General features: G+C 72.4%; 14 protein-coding genes. 7 read left to right on the forward strand and 7 right to left on the reverse strand.

Annotation, left to right across the window (positions count from 1 at the left end):
• Positions 1 to 9: 9 nt before the first annotated feature.
• From RV983_RS10245 to RV983_RS10255, 3 genes are all read right to left on the reverse strand, one after another.
• Entirely contained in the window at positions 10 to 309 is a 300-nt protein-coding gene (locus RV983_RS10245) for a DUF4193 domain-containing protein (RefSeq protein WP_475985488.1), read from the reverse strand.
• A gap of 417 nt (positions 310 to 726) precedes the next feature.
• Positions 727 to 1980 carry a sensor histidine kinase gene (locus RV983_RS10250; RefSeq protein ID WP_475985489.1) on the reverse strand — a complete coding sequence of 418 codons (1254 nt, stop codon included), beginning with the start codon at positions 1978 to 1980 and terminating at the stop codon, positions 727 to 729.
• Between the two features lie 6 nt (positions 1981 to 1986).
• Positions 1987 to 2640, reverse strand: a complete 654-nt coding sequence (locus tag RV983_RS10255; RefSeq protein WP_384287224.1) for a response regulator transcription factor — start codon at positions 2638 to 2640, stop codon at positions 1987 to 1989.
• 434 nt (positions 2641 to 3074) lie between these two features.
• Here RV983_RS10255 and RV983_RS10260 point away from each other — a divergent pair, with 434 nt between their 5' ends.
• On the forward strand, positions 3075 to 3248 hold the full coding sequence (locus tag RV983_RS10260) for a hypothetical protein (RefSeq protein WP_319659104.1): 174 nt from the start codon (positions 3075 to 3077) through the stop codon (positions 3246 to 3248).
• Between the two features lie 77 nt (positions 3249 to 3325).
• Here RV983_RS10260 and RV983_RS10265 read toward each other — a convergent pair whose 3' ends face one another.
• Both RV983_RS10265 and RV983_RS10270 read right to left on the reverse strand, forming a co-directional pair.
• Positions 3326 to 4126: an inositol monophosphatase family protein gene (locus RV983_RS10265; protein ID WP_475985490.1), complete on the reverse strand. Its 801-nt coding sequence runs from the start codon at positions 4124 to 4126 to the stop codon at positions 3326 to 3328.
• A gap of 29 nt (positions 4127 to 4155) precedes the next feature.
• Complete coding sequence (locus RV983_RS10270) at positions 4156 to 5289, reverse strand: ferrochelatase (RefSeq protein WP_475985491.1); 1134 nt, start codon at positions 5287 to 5289, stop codon at positions 4156 to 4158.
• Positions 5290 to 5495: 206 nt separating this feature from the next.
• Here RV983_RS10270 and RV983_RS10275 point away from each other — a divergent pair, with 206 nt between their 5' ends.
• The 3 genes from RV983_RS10275 (at position 5496) to sepH (ending at position 9428) form a co-directional block, all read left to right on the forward strand.
• Entirely contained in the window at positions 5496 to 6743 is a 1248-nt protein-coding gene (locus RV983_RS10275) for an MFS transporter (RefSeq protein WP_475985492.1), read from the forward strand.
• Positions 6700 to 8022 (forward strand): D-arabinono-1,4-lactone oxidase, encoded by a 1323-nt coding sequence (locus RV983_RS10280; protein WP_475985493.1) that lies wholly within the window; start codon positions 6700 to 6702, stop codon positions 8020 to 8022. Before RV983_RS10275 ends, RV983_RS10280 begins: the two co-directional genes overlap by 44 nt.
• Before the next feature lie 341 nt (positions 8023 to 8363).
• Complete coding sequence (sepH, locus tag RV983_RS10285; protein WP_475985494.1) at positions 8364 to 9428, forward strand: septation protein SepH; 1065 nt, start codon at positions 8364 to 8366, stop codon at positions 9426 to 9428.
• 155 nt (positions 9429 to 9583) lie between these two features.
• Here the strand turns inward: sepH and RV983_RS10290 are convergent, their stop codons facing one another.
• Positions 9584 to 10426, reverse strand: a complete 843-nt coding sequence (locus RV983_RS10290) for a sulfurtransferase (protein WP_475985495.1) — start codon at positions 10424 to 10426, stop codon at positions 9584 to 9586.
• A gap of 128 nt (positions 10427 to 10554) precedes the next feature.
• Here RV983_RS10290 and RV983_RS10295 point away from each other — a divergent pair, with 128 nt between their 5' ends.
• Entirely contained in the window at positions 10555 to 11337 is a 783-nt protein-coding gene (locus RV983_RS10295; RefSeq protein ID WP_475985496.1) for a VOC family protein, read from the forward strand.
• A gap of 69 nt (positions 11338 to 11406) precedes the next feature.
• Here RV983_RS10295 and RV983_RS10300 read toward each other — a convergent pair whose 3' ends face one another.
• On the reverse strand, positions 11407 to 12894 hold the full coding sequence (locus tag RV983_RS10300; RefSeq protein WP_475985497.1) for a hypothetical protein: 1488 nt from the start codon (positions 12892 to 12894) through the stop codon (positions 11407 to 11409).
• A gap of 193 nt (positions 12895 to 13087) precedes the next feature.
• Here RV983_RS10300 and RV983_RS10305 point away from each other — a divergent pair, with 193 nt between their 5' ends.
• Positions 13088 to 18250: a hypothetical protein gene (locus RV983_RS10305; RefSeq protein WP_475985498.1), complete on the forward strand. Its 5163-nt coding sequence runs from the start codon at positions 13088 to 13090 to the stop codon at positions 18248 to 18250.
• Positions 18251 to 18309: 59 nt separating this feature from the next.
• Positions 18310 to 18606, forward strand: coding sequence for a WXG100 family type VII secretion target (locus RV983_RS10310; protein WP_360905839.1), 297 nt, complete (start codon positions 18310 to 18312; stop codon positions 18604 to 18606).
• The last annotated feature ends 285 nt before the right edge of the window (positions 18607 to 18891 follow it).

Raw genomic sequence — 18891 nt, forward strand, 5'->3', positions numbered from 1 at the left:
CGGTGCCCGTCAGGCCGCGCAGTCGCGGCAGATCGGGTTGCCGTTCTTCTCCGAGGCCAGCTGGCTGCGGTGGTGCACAAGGAAGCAGTTCATGCAGGTGAACTCGTCGGCCTGCCGGGGCAGGACCCGGACCGAGAGCTCCTCGTTGGAAAGGTCGGCGCCGGGCAGTTCGAGGCCCTCGGCCTGGTCGAACTCGTCGACGTCCACCGTGGAGGTGGACTTGTCGTTCCTACGGGCCTTGAGTTCCTCGATGCTGTCTTCGTTGGCGTCATCGTCGGTCTTGCGTGGTGTGTCGTAATCAGTAGCCATGTATCGCTCTCCCCCTTTGGGTGTCTGCGGTGTCTGCGGTGTCTCCAGCGCACGTAACGCACGGGAGGCCGGTCTTGTGCCCGGCCCGAAGCGGAGATTTTGCCTTACATCAAGTGCCGTTACTCAATCGACACCCAACCGCACCTCCGAAGAGGTGATCGGATCCACTGTCGGTCATGACCGTAAAGGGCCGTGTTGTCGCACCTTGCTCACGCCTCCACGTGTACTTCCCGTGATCATGACCTGCGGAAACATGGATTTTTCCGCTCTTTTCCCGGACCGTCGACCACGGAGCGTACCCGCGGCCGGAATCGTATGTGTAATCGCTCACAGCATGCCGCCGCCGGGATCAGACCGCAAAATTCAGCGCAAAGCGAACACGGTCCCGGGGATGTCGCGGAGCAGTTCATGGGTGCCTCAGACAGGAATCGCGACCCGCATGACCAGGCCACCTCCCTCGCGGGGCACCGCGGAGATGGTGCCTCCGTGGGCCCGGACCACCGATCGCGCGATCGACAGACCGAGTCCCACGCCCTTGTCGCTCCCGGTGCGCTCGGTGCGCAGCCGCCGGAACGGCTCGAAGAGGTTGTCGATCTCGTAGGCCGGGACCACCGGGCCGGTGTTGGTGACCGTCAGGACCGCGAGGCCCGGTTCCAGGCCCGTGGTGGCCTCGACCCAGCCGTTTTCGGGGACGTTGTAGCGGACGGCGTTCTGCACGAGGTTGAGCGCGATCCGCTCCAGCAGCACGCCGTTGCCCTGGACCACCGCCTCGTGCAGCTCGCTGCGGAGCGCCACGCCCTTGGCGTCGGCCTCGCTGCGGGTCTGCTCCAGGGCCTGGGAGGCCGCCTCGGCGACGTCCACGGGCTTGCGGTCCACGATCTCGTTGTCGCTACGGGCGAGCAGCAGCAGGCCCTCCACGAGCTGCTCGCTGCGTGTGTTGGTGGCCAGCAGGGTTTTCCCGAGCTGCTGGACCTCCAGGCCGGCCGAGCTGTCGGACAGCTGGACCTCCAGCAGGGTCCGGTTGATCGCCAGCGGGGTCCGCAGCTCATGGGAGGCGTTGGACACGAAACGGCGCTGCGCGTCGAAGGACCGCTCCAGCCGCTCCAGCATCTCGTCGAAGGTGTCCGCGAGCTCCTTGAGCTCGTCGTCCGGACCGTCCAGGTGGATGCGGCGCTTGAGGTCGGAGGAGACCACGGCCTGCGCGGTGCGGGTGATCCTGCCCAGCGGGTACAGCACGCGGCCCGCCAGCAGGTATCCGAAGGCGAAGGCCAGGACGGCGAGACCCACCAGCGCGAACAGCGACCGCCGCAGCAGGGTGTCGAGAGCGGCCTCGCGGCGGTACTGCATGCAGGCGTTGATGGCGACGGTGAACTCGTCGCTCGACCCGGTTCCCGGCAGCTGGCAGCTGGCCGTCGTGGTGCGAACCTGGCCGCTCACCAGCCGGAAGGGCAGCATGTTGCCGTCGTGCAGGGCCTGTGCTGCCAGCAGGTAGATGATCCACAGCAGGACGACGCCGGCGATCAGGAACATGCCGCCGTAGAGCAGCGTGAGCCGTATCCGGATCGTGGGACGGAACAGCGGGCCGCGGCCGGCCGGCGATGTCGGCTCCCAGGTGGGCTTGGGCGGAATGCGCGGTGGGGTCGTCGGCGAGGACGACGGGGAAGTGGCCACGGCGCATCAGATCCGGTAGCCGGAGCCGGGGACCGTGACGATCACGGCGGGCTCTCCGAGCTTGCGGCGCAGCGTCATGACCGTGACCCGGACCACATTGGTAAAGGGGTCGGTGTTCTCGTCCCAGGCCTTCTCCAGCAGCTGCTCCGCGGACACCACGGACCCCTCGCTGCGCAGCAGCACCTCCAGCACCGCGAACTCCTTGGGTGCCAGATGCACCTGCCGCCCCTCGCGGACCACCTCGCGGCGGTTGGGGTCGAGCCGGATGCCCGCGCGCTCCAGTACCGGCGGCAAAGGCGCGGTCGTCCGCCGGCCGAGCGCGCGCACGCGGGCGATCAGCTCGGTGAAGGCGAACGGCTTGGGCAGGTAGTCGTCGGCGCCGAGCTCCAGGCCCTCGACGCGGTCGCTCACGTCGCCGGCGGCGGTGAGCATCAGGACCCGTGTGGGCAGGCCGAGCTCCACGACCTTGCGGCAGACGTCGTCCCCGTGGATCACGGGGAGGTCCCGGTCCAGGACGACGACGTCGTAGTCGTTCACCCCGATCCGCTCCAGAGCGGCCCCGCCGTCATAGACGACGTCCACGGCCATGGCCTCGCGGCGCAGCCCCGTGGCCACCGCATCGGCGAGCAGCTGTTCGTCCTCGACGACCAGTACGCGCAAGGCGCCCTTCCTTCCGTGAACACTTCTCAACGGCCTGTGCGCAGGCCGAATGCGTCTCCATCCTGCACCTGAAGGCCGTAAACCGGCGGTAAGAGCGCGTTCCCGGGCCGCGCGCGACGGCCCCGGCGGCCGGACGGTGCGTCACCTCACGTGAGGCGTGCCACACCGTGCGCCGCGAAGAGCGGCGTCCGTGCCGGTCGCGGCGCCACGGCGAATCCGGCGCGGAATTCCTCGGGTTGCGGAGGTTTCCGCTCCGGCAGGCCTGGGGAGGACGACTGCACACCCCGATCGCGCCCCTTGGGCGTTCGCAGTCGACTTGTGGCGGCAGCCGTCGCGCGATCCGCGGGGACTTCCGAACGACCTGCCCGCACCCGTATCGACCCGTACGTACCCACACCCTGTGTCACCTATCGACGACGAGGGGGCGCCACCTGATGGACGCATTCACCACTGGCATCCTGCAGCGCATACACAGCACTGAGTCGGACCTGCTCGCCGCCCGGGAGGCCGGGGACGAGTTCCTGGCCGAAGTCGAGGAGGCCGAACTGGCCGATCTGCGCCGCCTCGCCGCCGACCACGGCGTACAGGTGCTGCCCAAGATCGCCTGAGGGCACCGGACCCGATCGCCGACGCCCCGGACACCGCAAGGGTGCCGGGGCGTCGGCGTGCCCCGGCACCCGTCCGGTCAGTCGTGCCAGGCGCCGAGCTCCTCCAGGAGCGCCTGCAATAGCTCGAAGACCCCCGCCGGGGCCGCCACCGTCAGCTCCGGGGACGGCTGCTCCCCCGGGCGGCCGCCGGTGAGCGCCCCCGCCTCGCGGACGAAGAGGTCTCCCGCCGCGTAGTCCCAGATGTTCAGCCCGCGCTCGTAGTACGCGTCGAGCCGGCCGCAGCCGACGTCGCACAGGTCGATGGCGGCCGAACCGGCGCGGCGGATGTCCCGCACCCGCGGGATCAGCAGGCGGGCCACCTCGGCCTGTCCGGCACGCACCTTGGTGGCGTACCCGAAGCCCGTGCCGACCAGTGCCTGCTCGAACGGCGGCGCGGGGCGGGGCCGGGCCCTTACGTCGCCCACCCACGCGCCGCGGCCGAGGACGGCGCGGTAGCACTCGCGCCTCATGGGCGCCTCGACGACTCCGACGACGGTCTCGCCGTCGACCTGGGCGGCGATGCTCACCGCCCAGCCGGGCAGGCCGTAGAGGTAGTTCACGGTGCCGTCCAGGGGGTCGATCACCCAGCGGACGCCGGTGGTGCCCGGAACGCTGGCGCCCTCCTCGCCGAGCAGGCCGTCGTCCGGACGCCGTTCACCGATGAAGGAGGCGATCAGCTTCTCCGCGGCGAGGTCCATCTCGGTGACGACGTCGACCGGGCTGCTCTTGGTCGCGGCCACCCCGAGGTCGGCCGGGCGGCCGTCGCGCAGCAGCTCGCCGGCCCTGCGGGCGGCCTCCAGGGCCACGGCCAGGAGTTCGTCCTTCAGGTCGTCGGTCACGGTGCTCCTTGTGCTTCGGGATGTGTCGGTCACTCGGCGCCCGCCGCGGCGGGACGCGGGCTGCGGGCCGGGCAGCAGCCCACCGGGCAGACGTCGTGGCTCGCGCCGAGCCGGCCCAGCGCGCAGCGCTCGGGGGTGAGGCCGCGTCCGGCCGCGGCCCGCTCCTGGACCAGCTCGCGGACGGCGGCGGCGAACCGCGGGTCGGCGCCGACCGTGGCCGAGCGGGCCACGGGCAGTCCGAGCTCGGCGGCCTTGGCGGTGGCCTCGGTGTCGAGGTCGTAGCGGACCTCCATGTGGTCCGAGACGAAACCGATCGGCACCATGACGGCGGCCGGTGCCCCGGAGGCGTGCAGCTCCTCCAGGTGGTCGCAGATGTCGGGCTCCAGCCACGGGATGTGGGGGGCGCCGCTGCGGGACTGGTAGACGAGCTTCCAGGGGCGGTCGGTGCCGGTGGCCTCGCGGACGGCGTCGGCGATCACCTGGGCGACGTCCATGTGCTGGGCGACGTAGGCGCCGCCGGACCCGTCCTTGGTGTGCGCGCCGGCCGGGCCGGAGGTGTCGGCGGCGGCAAGGGGGATGGAGTGCGTGGTGAAGGCCAGGTGCGCACCTGGGCGCGCCTCTTCCGGCAGTTCTTCGAGCGCGGCCAGGACACCGTCGACCATGGGCCGTACGAAGCCCGGATGGTTGAAGTAGTGGCGCAGCTTGTCCACCCGCGGCACCGGAAGGCCCTCGGCCTCCAGCACGGCGAGGGAGTCGGCCAGATTCTCGCGGTACTGCCGGCAGCCGGAGTAGGAGGCGTACGCGCTCGTGGCCAGCACCAGGACGCGGCGGCGGCCGTCTTCGGCGATCTCGCGCAGAGTGTCGGTCAGGTAGGGCGCCCAGTTGCGGTTGCCCCAGTACACCGGCAGGTCGAGGCCGTGCTCGGCGAAGTCCTTGCGCAGCGCCTGGAGCAGCTCGCGGTTCTGGTCGTTGATGGGGCTGACCCCGCCGAACAGGAAGTAGTGCTGCCCCACCTCCTTCAGGCGTTCGCGCGGGATGCCGCGCCCCCGTGTGACGTTCTCCAGGAAGGGGACGACGTCGTCCGTCCCCTCGGGCCCCCCGAAGGACAGCAGGAGCAGTGCGTCATACGGATCGGCAGTGGCGGCCTCGGTGTCATCGGACATGTCTCCGATCCTCCCACCGCCCGATGACGGTCGCGGAACGGCACGGGCTTCGGGACGGGAGGGCCGCGGGGGCGGCGACAGCCGAGGGCGAACACCGGCGGGCGGCGGGAGAATAATCGCTTGCGCTCCGTTTGTAAGCTGTGATGAGCAGCCACATTCCTTACCCGCAACCCCCGTACATCGGCGACACAGCCGAGGAGCGCCCCTTGCCCAGTCCCTATCGCGCGATCTTCTCCGTCCCGGGGACCAGGGGTTTCGCCGCTGCCGGTCTGATCGGCCGGATGCCGCTGTCCATGCTCGGCATCGGGATCGTGACGATGATGTCCCAGGTCACCGGCCGCTACCGGATCGCGGGTGCGCTCGCCGCCGTACTGGCGCTGTCGGGGGCGGCGCTCGGGCCGCAGGTCTCGCGGCTGGTGGACCGGTACGGGCAGCGCAGGGTGCTGCGCCCGGCGGCCGGCACCACGGTGCTGGCCGTCGCCGCACTGCTGGTGTGTGTGCGGACCGGAGCGCCTGACTGGACGCTCTTCGCCTGCGTCACGGGCGCCGGGCTGACGCCGAGCCTGGGCGCCATGGTGCGGGCGCGGTGGGCGGCCATCCACGGGGACTCGCCGGCCCTGCTGCACACCGCCTACTCCTTCGAGTCCGTCGTGGACGAGATCTGCTTCATCGTGGGCCCGATCCTCTCCATCGGGCTGTGCACCGTCTGGTTCCCCGAGGCCGGTCCCCTGCTGGCCGCGGCCTTCCTCGCCACCGGCACCTTCCTGCTCACCGCGCAGCGCTCCACCGAACCGCCGCCGCACCCGCGGGAGCAGCACACGCGGGACTCGGCCCTGGGTTCGCCCGGCCTGCGGGTCCTGGTGCTCACCTTTGTGGCCACCGGGGCGATCTTCGGCGCGGTGGACGTCAGCACCGTCGCGTTCGCCCAGGAGCAGGGCCACAAGGCGGCGGCCAGCCTCGTCCTCGCCGTGTACGCGTCGGGATCTTGCCTCGCGGGAGTCCTTTTCGGCCTGATGAAACCGCGCGGCACGGCCTCCCGTCGCTTTTTGCTGGGCGTGGGGGCCATGGGCGTGAGTATGATCCCGCCACTACTGGTCGGGAACTTGCCGTTCCTGGCCGTGGCGCTGTTCGTCGCAGGCCTGTCCATCGCGCCGACGATGGTCACGACCATGGCGCTCGTCGAGCAGTTGGTACCGCGCGCGAAGCTGACCGAGGGCATGACGTGGACGAGCACGGGGCTCGCGGTCGGTGTGGCGCTCGGGGCCTCGCTCGCCGGGTGGGTGATCGACGCGGCGGGGGCCCGGGTGGCGTTCGTGGTACCCGCCTCCGCCGCGGCACTCGCCGTGGTGGCGGCCTTCCTGGGGTACCGCCGGCTGGAGCCGGCGCCGGAGCTGGAGGGATCGCGTACGCATGGCTACGACGAACAGAACCGCCGGGAAGGCCACATGGCATAACTGGGCGGGCAATGTGCGGGCCGTCCCGGCACGGGAGGTGTCGCCCGCCTCGGTGGAGGAACTGGCCGCCGCCGTGCGGAAGGCGGCCGCGGACGGGCTCCCCGCCAAAGCCGTCGGCACCGGGCACTCCTTCACCTCCACCGCGGCCACCGCAGGCGTCCTGATCCGCCCGGAGCGCATGAGCTCCATACGCTCCCTCGACCGCACGGCAGGGACCGTGACCGTCGAGGCGGGCGTCCAGCTGAAGCACCTGAACGCGTTCCTCGCCGCCGAGGGTCTGTCGCTCACCAATATGGGCGACATCATGGAGCAGACCGCTGCCGGGGCGACCAGCACCGGCACGCACGGCACCGGCCGCGACTCGGCCTCCATCGCCGCCCAGATCACGGCGCTGGAACTGGTGACGGCCGGCGGCTCGGTGCTCACGTGTTCCGCCGGGGAGAACGCCGACGTCTTCGCCGCGGCCCGGATCGGGCTCGGCGCCCTCGGCGTGCTCAGCGCGATCACCTTCGCGGTGGAGCCGCTCTTCCTGCTCGCCGCGCGCGAGGAGCCGATGCGCTTCGACCGGGTGCTCGGGGAGTTCGACCAACTCGTCGAGGAGAACGAGCACTTCGAGTTCTACTGGTTCCCGCACACCGACGGCTGCAACACCAAGCGCAACAACCGCAGCCAGGGTCCCGCCGCGCCGGTGTCCCCGGTGCGCGGCTGGCTCGACGACGAGTTCCTGTCCAACGGCGTCTTCCGGGCCGCCTGCGCGGTGGGACAGGCCGCGCCGTCGCTGATCCCGGGGATCGCTCAGGTCTCCAGCCGCGCCCTGTCGGCGCGCACGTACACCGACATCCCGTACAAGGTCTTCACCCACCCGCGCCGGGTGCGCTTCATGGAGATGGAGTACGCCGTTCCGCGGGCCGCGGCGGTGGAGGTGCTGCGGGAGCTGAAGTCGATGGTCGACTCCTCGGCCCTGCGGATCAGCTTTCCCGTGGAGGTCCGGGTCGCCCCGGCGGACGACATCGCGCTGTCGACGGCGTCGGGCCGGGACAGCGCCTACGTGGCGGTCCACATGTACCGGGGCAGCCGGTACCAGGAGTACTTCACGGCCGTCGAGGAGATCATGACGGCGCATCAGGGCCGGCCGCACTGGGGCAAGGTCCACACCCGGGACGCGGACTGGTTCGCCAAGGCATACCCCCGTTTCGGGGAGTTCACCGCGCTGCGGGACCGGCTCGACCCGGACCGGCTGTTCCGCAACGACTACCTGCGGCGGGTGCTGGGCGAGTAGACCGCCGCTCTCCAGTTGTGGAGATTTCGTAACGACCCTCGGTCAACTCCCTTGCCCCGCACAAAGTTCGACGGCGCGGCGCCCCACCGGCGTGGCCCAAATGGAGTACTGTGACAAATCCTGGCTCCGGGGGGAGACGGCGCACTTCATCCCGGGGTGCTGTCGAGCGACCCGGAGACATGTGACGCCGAGTGAAGCTGTTGGTCACTCAGCGTTGCAAAAAGGTAACCGTGCCATAACGGCGCGTCACGGCACATGCCCGACACGCCGGGAAACTCAGCAAGGTTGTGGCAGGCTGCACCCGGGCAGGTCACACTCGTCCATCGGGAGCAGCGACGCACGTGACGTCGGCAGGCACCACCCGGGAGGTAACCGTGCCCGAACTGCGTGTCGTGGCCGTCAGCAACGACGGCACACGACTGGTGCTGAAGGCTGCCGACAGCACGGAGTACACACTCCCGATCGACGAGCGCCTGCGTGCCGCGATTCGCAACGACCGGGCGCGGCTGGGCCAGATCGAGATCGAGGTCGAGAGCCATCTGCGCCCCCGCGACATCCAGGCGCGGATAAGAGCGGGCGCCACCGCCGAGGAGGTCGCGCAGCTCGGCGGCATTTCCGTCGAGCGGGTGCGGCGCTTCGAGGGCCCCGTGCTCGCGGAGCGGGCCTTCATGGCGGAGCGGGCGCGCAAGACCCCGGTTCGGCGTCAGGGCGAGAGCACCGGACCGCAGCTCGGCGAGGCCGTCGCCGAGCGGCTGCTGCTGCGGGGCGCCGAGAAGGACACCGTCGTCTGGGACTCCTGGCGGCGCGACGACGGCACCTGGGAGGTGCTGCTCGTCTACCGCGTCGCCGGTGAGCCGCACTCGGCCAGCTGGACCTACGACCCGCCGCGGCGGCTGGTCCAGGCGGTCGACGACGAGGCGCGCGCGCTGATCGGCGAGACCACGCAGGAGGCCGCGGAGCCGAGCTACCCCTTCGTGCCACGGATCGCGCGGCTGCCGCGGGACCGGCCACTGGAGCGGCCGGAGCGCGCGAGCGGCGCCGAGGAGCGGGCCGAGGAGGAACGCGACTCCCTGACCAGCCTCCTGGAGGCCGTGCCGAGTTTCCGCGGCGACATGGTCGTCCCCTCCCCGCCCGCGGCGCCGGAGGTTCCCCCCGCGGCCGCGGGCACCGACGGAGTGATCGACGACCCCGAGGCGGAGGAGGCCGTACCGTCGGCGCCCGCCGCGAGCGCGGGATCCGCGTACGCGGACATCCTCATGCCGCGGTCCGTGGGCGCCCACCGGGACCGGCTGGTCGGCACCACCGACCGGCAGGCCGAGGCGGACGGCGTGCGGCCGGGGCGGCGGGCGACGGTGCCGAGCTGGGACGAGATCGTCTTCGGGAGCCGGCGCAAGAAGCAGGACTGACCGGGCCGACCCGCCGTCCGCACGCGAGGGGTGAGGGCGCGTCACACGGCGCGCCCGGGCAAACCGCCCGGGTCTCCCACCCGCCCGCCGCCGGCACCGTCGCGGGGCCACGCGAGGGTGCCGCGCCGAGGACGGGCAGGTGGGAGACCCGGGCCTCAGCCCGGCTGGGGGCCCGTCGCGACGGGGCGCTCGGCGCGCGACCACTCGCTCCAGGAGCCGACGTAGAGGGCGGCGGGGACACCTGCCGCAGCGAGGGCGAGGACCTCGTGGGCACCGGAGACGCCCGAGCCGCAGTAGACGCCGACCTGGGTGCCGGCGGTGGCGCCGACGCCGGAGAAGCGGGCGGCGAGGTCGCCGGGCGGGAGGAAGAGTCCGGTTGCAGGGTCGACGTTCTCGGCCGTGGGGGCGCTGACCGCGCCCGGGATGTGGCCGGCGACGGGATCGATGGGCTCGACCTCACCGCGGTAACGCTCGGAGGCCCTCGCGTCGAGAAGGACACCGCTGCGCGCCAGTGCCGCTGCCGCGTCGGCGTCGAGCAGGGGCAGCCCGCCCGGGACGGCCGTGAAGTCCCCGTCCTCGTCGGCAGGGACGTCCGTCTCCAGGGGGAGGCCGGCCGCCGTCCAGGCCGAGAGGCCGCCGTCCAGGACCCGCACCCGCGCGTGCCCGGCCCAGCGCAGCAGCCACCAGGCGCGGGCGGCGCCCCAGCCCAGCCAGCTGTCGTAGACGACGACATCGCGGTCCGGGCCGACGCCCGCACGCCGCATGGCGGCGGTGAACACCTCCGTGCCGGGCAGCGGATGACGGCCGGCGGCGCCGGGCGCCCCGGCGAGCTCCGTCTCCAGGTCGACGTAGTGCGCGCCGGGGAGGTGACCCGCCTCGTACTCGGGGCGTCCGGGCGGCCCGCCCATCCGGTAGCGCACGTCGAGCAGGACGGGCCCGCGGTCTGACGCGCCCTTCGGCTGCGCGGCCAATTCGGTTACGGTAATGACAGGATGCATGAGCCCATTGTGGTCACCCGGCGCGGGGACCCTGCGGCGCGGCCCCCCTACGCGGCGCGCCCTGTGGTGCGAGCATTGCCCTGGTACCTCCTCAGCAACCCCGAGCGCCGTTCCGCAGGAGAGAATTGATGACCGAGGTAGGGAACCGCCACCCGCACGGGACACCGTGCTGGGTGAGCCTGCTGGCACGCGGCGTCGAGGCCACGCAGGAGTTCTACGGCCATCTGTTCGGCTGGGAGTTCCACCCGGGCCCGTCCTCGCTGGGCACCTCTGTGCGCGCCACGCTGGACGGGAAGAGTGTGGCCGGCATCGGCGAACTCCCCCGGGACCGGCACCTGCCGCACGCGTGGACCACGTACTTCGCTGCCGACGACGCGGACAAGACCGCCGAACTGGTCCGGGGCTGCGGCGGCACCGTCGGCGTGGGTCCGCTCGACGCGGACGACGCGGGGCGGCTGGCGATCGCCCTGGACCCGCTGGGCGCGGTGTTCGGGATCTGGCAGGCCGTGCGCCAACGGGGCATCGAGACCTCCGGCGAACCGGGCTCGCCCGTCTGGAACGAACTGGTCACCCGCGAGTCGTCGATGGTCTCCACGTTCTACTCGCTGGTCTTCGGCTTCGAGACCCAGCACGTCGTCTCGACCGACTTCGACTACCTCACCCTGCAGCTCGACGGCCGCCCGGTGGGCGGCATCCACGGCGTCGGCCGGGGTCTGCCCCGCGATCGCGGCGCGCACTGGATGGCGTACTTCGAGGTGGCGGACACCGACGTGGCCGCCCGCCAGGTCGTTCGGCTCGGCGGCAGTGTCCTGCGCGCGCCGCGCGACTCCGCGTACGGGCGGGTGGCGACGGTCACCGACCCCGAGGGCGCGGTGTTCACCGTGATCCGCACCGAGCCGCTGCCGGCCTGAGCCGGTCCACGGGCCGTCGGGCCTTTCACCGCAGGGGCGTTGTGGGCGGCGCGGACGCCGCCCCGCCTCTCACCCCGTGCCCGCGTGCGCCGGTGCCGTCTGGACCGGGACGAAGACCTCGTGGCCGAGGACCCCGGTGTCGACGGTGCCGTCCTCCTCGGCGTGCCACCGCCAGTGGGCGCCCGGGACGTCCCCGGTGGCCAGCACGATCCAGCCGCCCTCCCGGGAGGAGAGCCGGGCGAGTGCGGGAAGGTCGTCCTCGGCGGGCGGCCGGGCCAGCACGAGGATTCCGGTGACCGGGCCGGTACGGGTGGCGCTGCGAATGAGGCCCGCGCCGACCTCCGGAGCGGGTGCGGCCAGCGGCGACCGGGATCCGCCGCTGACGTCCTGGAGGCCGGGGACCCGCAGCAGCCCGTGCTGCGCGTGCAGGTCGGGCAGTACGGTGCGGGCCGGGTCGACGGCCACCACCGTCAGCGCGTCGTTGTCCCGGCGCGCGGTCTCCAGCAGGCTGCGCACGAGCGCCGCCAGGGTGTCGTGGGCGACCCGCACATCACCGAGGATGCTGAGCGTCCCGTTGAGCTGACCGAGGTCGACCAGGAACTGGGCGTGGCCGCGCCCGGTGACGCCCACTCGGGCCAGGAGCGGGAGGGGCAGGCCGCCGGTCAGGTCGCCGTCCTCGACAGAGGCGGGGATGCCGGTGCGCTCCCGGCGGGTGGTGTCGAGCGCCGTCCACCCCTGCGGGGCGGGCGCACCGGCGGAGACGGCGGCGAGCATCCTGGTGGGGAGGGCGAGCACGCTGTAGACCCGGGTGCTCGTGCCGGCCGGGCCGGTACCGGGCGCGGCCAGCAACTCGCGCAGGGTGTGCCGTACGACCGGGAGCGTGCGGGTGTCGGCGACCAGGGAACGGCCCAGCGCGGCACGGCGCCGGCGGCGCAGCGCGCGCTGCGCCGCACGGGGCAGGCGCGGGCGCAGCACGCGGGCGGCGCCGCGCAGGGCGGTGCCGGCGCGGCGGGCGAGCCGGGCCGGCGCGCGGCGGGCGGTGATCAGGACGGTCAGCAGGGCGAGGCCGGCGCCGCCGACGACGAGAGGGCCGACCGGAACCCGCTTACCGACGGAGACCGATCCGGCGACGGGCGGCCTCGGGGACCCCGCTCCGCCGGCCACCACCGAGGACTCGGGCAGCGGACCCACCTGTACGCCGTCACCGGTCGCGTCCTCGGGCAGGCGCAGCGCGAAACCGGGGACAAGATGCTCGGGCCTGGTGAATCCGGAGCCGCCCGGAAGCGCGCGACCGGTGTTGAGGGCGAGGATCTCGGAGAACCGGTCGCCGTCGCCGAGCGTGCGCTCGGCGACGCTGAGCAGGGTCTCCGCCTGCCCGCCGTTCTGCTCGGGGGACGTGACGACGTAGTACCTGACGTCGTCCGCGGCGCTCGCGGTGACCGCCACGGCGCCGGCCGCACGGACCGGAGCCGCCGACGCCGTCCGCGCCGGGGTCAGCGCGGTCACGGCGACGGCGATCCCGAAGGCCAGTACGAGCGCGGCCGGGCGCCTGACCATGGCCGCGGCGCACGTGGCCGAAACGTTTGCGGAGCGCAATCTCCATCCTCCTGAGCAGTGCCCGCCCGCAACGCTGCTGTCATGAACGGTTCACCCGGGCGCGGGAAAGTTGAGTTGTGAACAGAGCCTAGCCACACCGGAGTTACTACCGGCACGGCCGAGCGGTGAACGATCGGGGAAGGGCAGCAACGCTATGGCGAGACGGCACACCAGCGGATGGGAAGCGCTCGGTTTCGACAGCGACCCCACCCCGGGCGACCCGGAGGCCATCCGCACCCTCGCCCGGACGTACCAGGACCTGGGTGACCAGGCCGACCAGGCCTACCGGTTGCTCGGCACCGACGCGGCGATCCGGCACGGCAAGGGCCAGGCGATGACCGCCCTGCAGGACAAGATCAAGGACATGCCGCGCTTCCTGGACCAGACGCGGACGTCCTTCCACTCGGCGGCCGACGCGTACTCCGTCTACGCCGGCGTGCTCGCCGAGGCGCAGACCCTGCTGGACCGGGCGATCGACCAGGGCGGGCCCGTCGCGACGACCGCCGCCACGGTGGTCCCCGACCTGCCCCAGGACGCCACGCCGGAGCAGACGTCGAGCCATGACACGCAGGTGACGGAGGTCGGCAACGCCAAGTCGCAACTGTCGGCGGCGACGGCACTGGCCCAGCAGGCCCAGCAGATGCGCGCGGACGGGTCCGCCGGCGCGTCCAGGACCCTTGACGAGGCGGCGGATCAGGCCATTCCGGCCCGGAACATCTTCCAGATGATCGGCGACTGGCTCGCGGACCATCCGATCTTCGAGATCATCATCGGCATCTTCGCCGGTCTCGTCGCGATCTTCTTCCCGGTGGTGGGCATCCTGCTCGGTGCCCTGGCCTTCGGCTTGTCGGTGATCCGGATGGTCTCCCAGGGCCATCTGGAAATAGGCGAGTTGATCGTCGGCCTGCTGACCATCGTCCCCGGCGGGGTGCTGCTGGGGCAGTTGGGCAGGCTCGGCAACGTCCTCTCGAAGTTCGCGCCGCTGGGCAAGGCGCTGGCCACGGCGGGCCGCGGGGCGGGCACGATGTCGGGCGCGGTCAAGGGCTGGATGCAGGGGTCGACCTTCACCCGCAAGGTCCTCACCCCGCTGGGCCGGGGCATCAACTACGACGGGCTGAAGGTCAGACCGGCCTTCGTGGTGACCCAGAAGGCGGTCGCCGAGGGAAGCACCGAGTTCGCGCTCGGCGCGACCGCGACCGTCATCTCGGACGTCGCCGCGGGCAAGCAGCTCGACGCCGGGAGGATCCTCGCCGGCGCCGCGGTGGGCGCCGCCGTCGGCGGCGGCTTCGCCGTACTCGGAGGCACGAAGTTCGCCAACAACCTCAAGGACGCCTTCACCACGCAGGGCAAGTTCAAGAGCAACATCGGCGATGCGTTCTCCGCGTCCAGCTTCACTCCGGGCAGCCTGCTGCACGTCAACGGCCGGGAGATGCCGCAGAAGACGGGCTTCCACGGCATCACGGGCAAGACCGAGGGCGACCAGACCACCGGCGCGCTGAAGACCAAGGTCACCACGCCGGACGGTACGACGACCGAGACCAAGACCCAGCCGCCCACGCCCAAACCCGCCCCGGCAGCGGACGGCGGCCCGCAGCCGGGGCCGGAGACCACGACGAAGACCACCACGCCGGACGGCTTCACCTCCAAGACCTCCGGCGACACGAACACGATCCAGAGCCCGCAGGGCGACAAGGTCACGTACAACGGCGCCCAGACCAGCGTGGACACCCCGGTCGCCAAGGGCTCGCACCTCACCACCACGCTGACCGACAACGGGTTCACGACCTCGAACGGCCCGTTCGGAGGGGGCGTCACCCAGGGCGCCGACGGCACGGTCGCCTTCAGCGGCACCGTGGAGGCGGGAACCCATGGCCCGAACCCGCCCGCCTTCACGGTCGGGGCGGGCGGCGACATCCACACCGGAGGGCTCACGGTCCACGACGCGGGAGGCACCACCACGGTGTCCGGGGACGGGGTCTCCGTCCAGCATCAGGGCCATGTCACCTCGGTGTTCCACGGCGCCCCCGGGAACCCCCCGGTGGTCACGCACGACACCGGGGCCGGGGCGGGCGGGACCGTCGAGGTCAATCTCGCCGGGCATCACGTCACGGCTCCCGCGGACGGCCTCGGCGGCGGTGTGGACCTGCCGGGCCACCAGCACGTCGACCCGCCCCAGGCCGGCGGGGTCCCGGTCCGGGACAACGGGGTGACCGGCACCCTGCATCAGGACGGCACCGCGACGGTGAGCTCGATCGGCGGACCGACCACGCACCTGAGCGCCGACGGGTTCACCGTCGTCCCCGACCCCCATTCCCCCGGCACCACCGTGCAGTTCGACAGCAGCGCCGGGCACTACGGACTCGACTCCGCGGTCAACGTGACGACGCAGGGCGGCCCTTCGCTCAGCGCGGACAGCGACGGCATCGTGACCGTGCAGGGCGGCCCGGGCGCCCGCGGCGGCACGGCGTTCTTCGCGCCGGACGGCGTCACACTGACCGGCGACGACGGCACCCAGTTCACCGTCGGCCAAAACGGCGCCTTCGACGTCGGCGGCATCACCCGGAGCGGGAACGGCACGATCACCGCCGGTGGGACCACCGTCCACGCCGACGGCACCGCCGACTTCACCGAGGGCGGGTTCCGCTACCACGTCGGCGCAGACGGTGCGATCACCCCCGTCCCCGGCCAGAACGGCCCTCCGGGACCGGACGGCGTCCCCACCCAGCCCCCGCCGCCGGCGCAGGCGGCCCCTGGCCACCCGGTGACCCACGGCAACCTCACGGTCTCCGTGGACGGTCATGGGACGGCGACGGTCGGCGTGCAGGGAACGAGCACCGTGGACGGCGGCGGACACGTCGTCACCACGACGGCGTCGGTCTCCGGCGGCAGCACGACCCTCGACTCCGGCGGGTTCCACGTGACCACCGGCCCGAACGGCACGACCGCCAACGGGCCCGGTTTCACCGCTTACAGCGGTCCCGGCGGCATCACCGCGGGGGCTCCCGGCGGCCGGCCCGCCGTGTCGGTCACGCTCGGCCACAACGGCGGGGCCACGGTCGCCGTCGGCGGCAGCACGACGACACTCGGCCCGAACGGCGCCACGACGCACGTCAACGGGGGTCTGGCGGCCACCGGCAACGGCACGGTCTCCAGTGCGCCCGTCGGCCAGGGCACCACCGTCGACAGCGGCGCGGGCGGCGCCGGCGCCACCGTGAACGACGGCCAGGGCGGTGCGTTCACCGTCCGCCCCGGCACCGACGGCGCCCACCGACCGACCGCCGACATCACCCACCCGGACGCCCAGGGCAACCCGGTCCAGGCCCAGGTAGGGGCGAGCGGGATCAGCTCACAGGGCGTCACCGTCCAGAGCGGCCCGGACAACAACGGTGTCAGCTTCAGCCAGCAGGGCGACAGCGCGACCACGACCACGACCTCCGGCGCCGACGGCACCGTGCACGTCACCGGCCCCGACGGCAGCGTCGAGGTCGGCGGGCCGTCCGTCACCGTCACCAACACCTCCGGGCAGAGCGTCAGCAACACCCACGGCACGATCACGGCGGCCGGCAACGGCCACACCACCACGCTCACCCCGGACGGCAACGGCCACTTCACCACGCGGACGGTCGACGACAGGTCCGGCATCGGCCACACCGTCGACGGCGGCGGGCAGCTCAGCGTGGAGAACTCGCCCAGCGGGGCGACCATCACGGCGACACACGACGGCGGTACGGTCCAGACCCCGCCGGGCAAGGGCCCGGCGTACGTCGGCAGCCCCCCGCTCGTCGGCGGCGACAACACCCTGGCCAACGGGACGGGCGGCACCACCGTCACCACCCACGGCCTCCACCCGTACGCCGCCCCGGGCAGCACCGTCAGCCACAACGGCGACGGGCACGTGACCGTCGAACACGGCGCGGGTACGGCGAGTTACGGCCCTGGTGGCGTCACGCACCTGGGCCCCAACCCGAACGGACCGGTCGACGCCACGGGCCGGCCCGTCGACACCCTCGGCAACCCGATCGGCAACGGACCGGGCCAGACGCCCGTCTCCACCGTCACCGGCGACGGCCAGGGCGGCATCACCGTGCACACGCCGGGGGGCGGCCCCACCATCCACCACACCGGCGGCTTCGGCGGCCGGTCCACGGTGGACACCGGCAACGTCACGGTCACCAAGTCCGACAGCGGCTTCCCCAACGCGACCACCCCGGCGGAGAAGTCCGGCGTCCTGCCGGGCAAGGACAGCCCCTTCGCCCCGCAGGGCCCGCCCGCGACCTTCACCGTCGGCGCGAACCACCCGGGCGGCCCCAGCGTCCAGGTGCCGGTCTGGGGCGGCGGCTCCAGCGTCACCAGCGGTGGGCTCCACGTCGGCCACACCGGCAGCGGGACCTTCCAGGTCGGCGGCCCGGGCGGCGCGGGCGACTCCGTCACCGTACGGCCGGACAACAGCCTCACCGGCGGCCCCGGCGTCCACGTCACCGACCACCCCGCCGTCACCCCGCCGCCGGGCCAGCAGGGGCCGTCGGTCCCCGCCCACCAGACGGCCACGCTCAGCGACGGCACCACGGTCTCCAACCTGGGCGGCCCCGCCACGTTCACCCCGCCCGGCGGCGCCCCGGGCACCACCGTCGACCATGGCACCGCCACCACCACCGACCCCGGCAGCGGTGTGACCGTCACCCAGAACCCGAACGGCTCAGCCGACTTCCGGTACAGCGGCAACGGCGAGAACACCACGCTGCACGTCGGCCACAGCGGAGTCACCGGGTCGGTGGACAGCAACGGCACCACGCACACCTTCACCGCGGGCGACAGCAGCGCCGTCACCGTCCGGGACGCCGGCGGCAGCAAGGCCGCCGGCATCGACGGCGCCGGCGGCTTCACCGAACAGCACTCGGCCGTGGACGACTACGACTTCAACGTGGGCAGCACCCTCAAGCCCGACGACTACCGGGAAATCGCCTGGGAGGCCGCCCGCGGCGCTCTCAAGGGCGTCATCCAGAACTTCGGCGTCGCCGGCGTCCAGATAGCCCTGGGCGCGGATCCCACGACCGCGCTGGAGAACGCCGCCCTCGGGGTGGGCACCTCGGTCGCCAACGGTGTCACCGGCAAGCAGTTGGAGAACAGCCACATCTTCAACACCAAGGGACCGGAGGTCCTGTACACGGACATCCCGGTGAAGTTCATCAACACGGCCAACGACAACCAGAACCGGGAACTGCTCAATCCCCCGCAGCCGGAGGGCCCGGTGTCCCTCACCCCCGAGGAACTCGCCTACATCCAGGCCGAGCAGAGCGGACCGCCCCCGGGCCAGTGACCACAGCCCGACCGACCCACCGACCGACCGGACCGCACCACAGGAGAGGAACAGCCCTCATGCCCCAGTTCGACGTCAAGACCGAGATCACCGACTCCACGTCGGCGACGGTCACCAACGAGTACGACCAGGCGATCGCCCAGCTCCGCAAGATCAAGACGGATATCGACAACCTTCTCGCCGACGGCTACCGCACCCCCGCGGCCGAGACGAAGTTCCGCCCCTTCTTCGAGTCCTTCCACAAGGGCTACAACGACGTCATCGAGGGCCTGCCCGGCATCTCCCAGTACGTCAAGAGCGTCGGCGAGGGCTTCACCGAGACCGACAACCAGCTCGGCAACAGCCTCCCCCACTAGGGCATGTCCCGAAGGGAGCTCCCCCAGCTACCGCTGGGAGGTGCCCCCACTGCCCGCAGGGCGGGTCCCACGGTTCCCCCGGCCACCGCTGGGGGAACCCCCGGGCGCGGTGCATCGCGAGGCGGAGAGTCGTCCCCGCGGTCGGCGCAGCCGGGCTACTCGGGCGGTTCGACAACGCAGCGTGGGGCCGTGCCCGGGGGCACCTCCCAGCAAAGTTGGGGGAGCGTCGCGGGACAGGCGGGCCTTCGAGACACGCCCTGACACCCCGACGGGCGGACGGGCCGG

Source organism: Streptomyces sp. RLA123 (assembly GCF_056270165.1).

Excerpts from the sequence above, each read along its gene's own strand:
- RV983_RS10310 (WP_360905839.1), top strand. The coding sequence starts at position 18,310 with ATGCCCCAGTTCGACGTCAAGACCGAGATCACCGACTCCACGTCGGCG.
- RV983_RS10280 (WP_475985493.1), top strand. The coding sequence starts at position 6,700 with ATGGCTACGACGAACAGAACCGCCGGGAAGGCCACATGGCATAACTGG.
- RV983_RS10305 (WP_475985498.1), top strand. The coding sequence starts at position 13,088 with ATGGCGAGACGGCACACCAGCGGATGGGAAGCGCTCGGTTTCGACAGC.
- RV983_RS10300 (WP_475985497.1), bottom strand. The coding sequence starts at position 12,894 with ATGGTCAGGCGCCCGGCCGCGCTCGTACTGGCCTTCGGGATCGCCGTC.
- RV983_RS10270 (WP_475985491.1), bottom strand. The coding sequence starts at position 5,289 with ATGTCCGATGACACCGAGGCCGCCACTGCCGATCCGTATGACGCACTG.
- RV983_RS10295 (WP_475985496.1), top strand. The coding sequence starts at position 10,555 with ATGACCGAGGTAGGGAACCGCCACCCGCACGGGACACCGTGCTGGGTG.
- RV983_RS10290 (WP_475985495.1), bottom strand. The coding sequence starts at position 10,426 with ATGCATCCTGTCATTACCGTAACCGAATTGGCCGCGCAGCCGAAGGGC.
- RV983_RS10260 (WP_319659104.1), top strand. The coding sequence starts at position 3,075 with ATGGACGCATTCACCACTGGCATCCTGCAGCGCATACACAGCACTGAG.
- RV983_RS10245 (WP_475985488.1), bottom strand. The coding sequence starts at position 309 with ATGGCTACTGATTACGACACACCACGCAAGACCGACGATGACGCCAAC.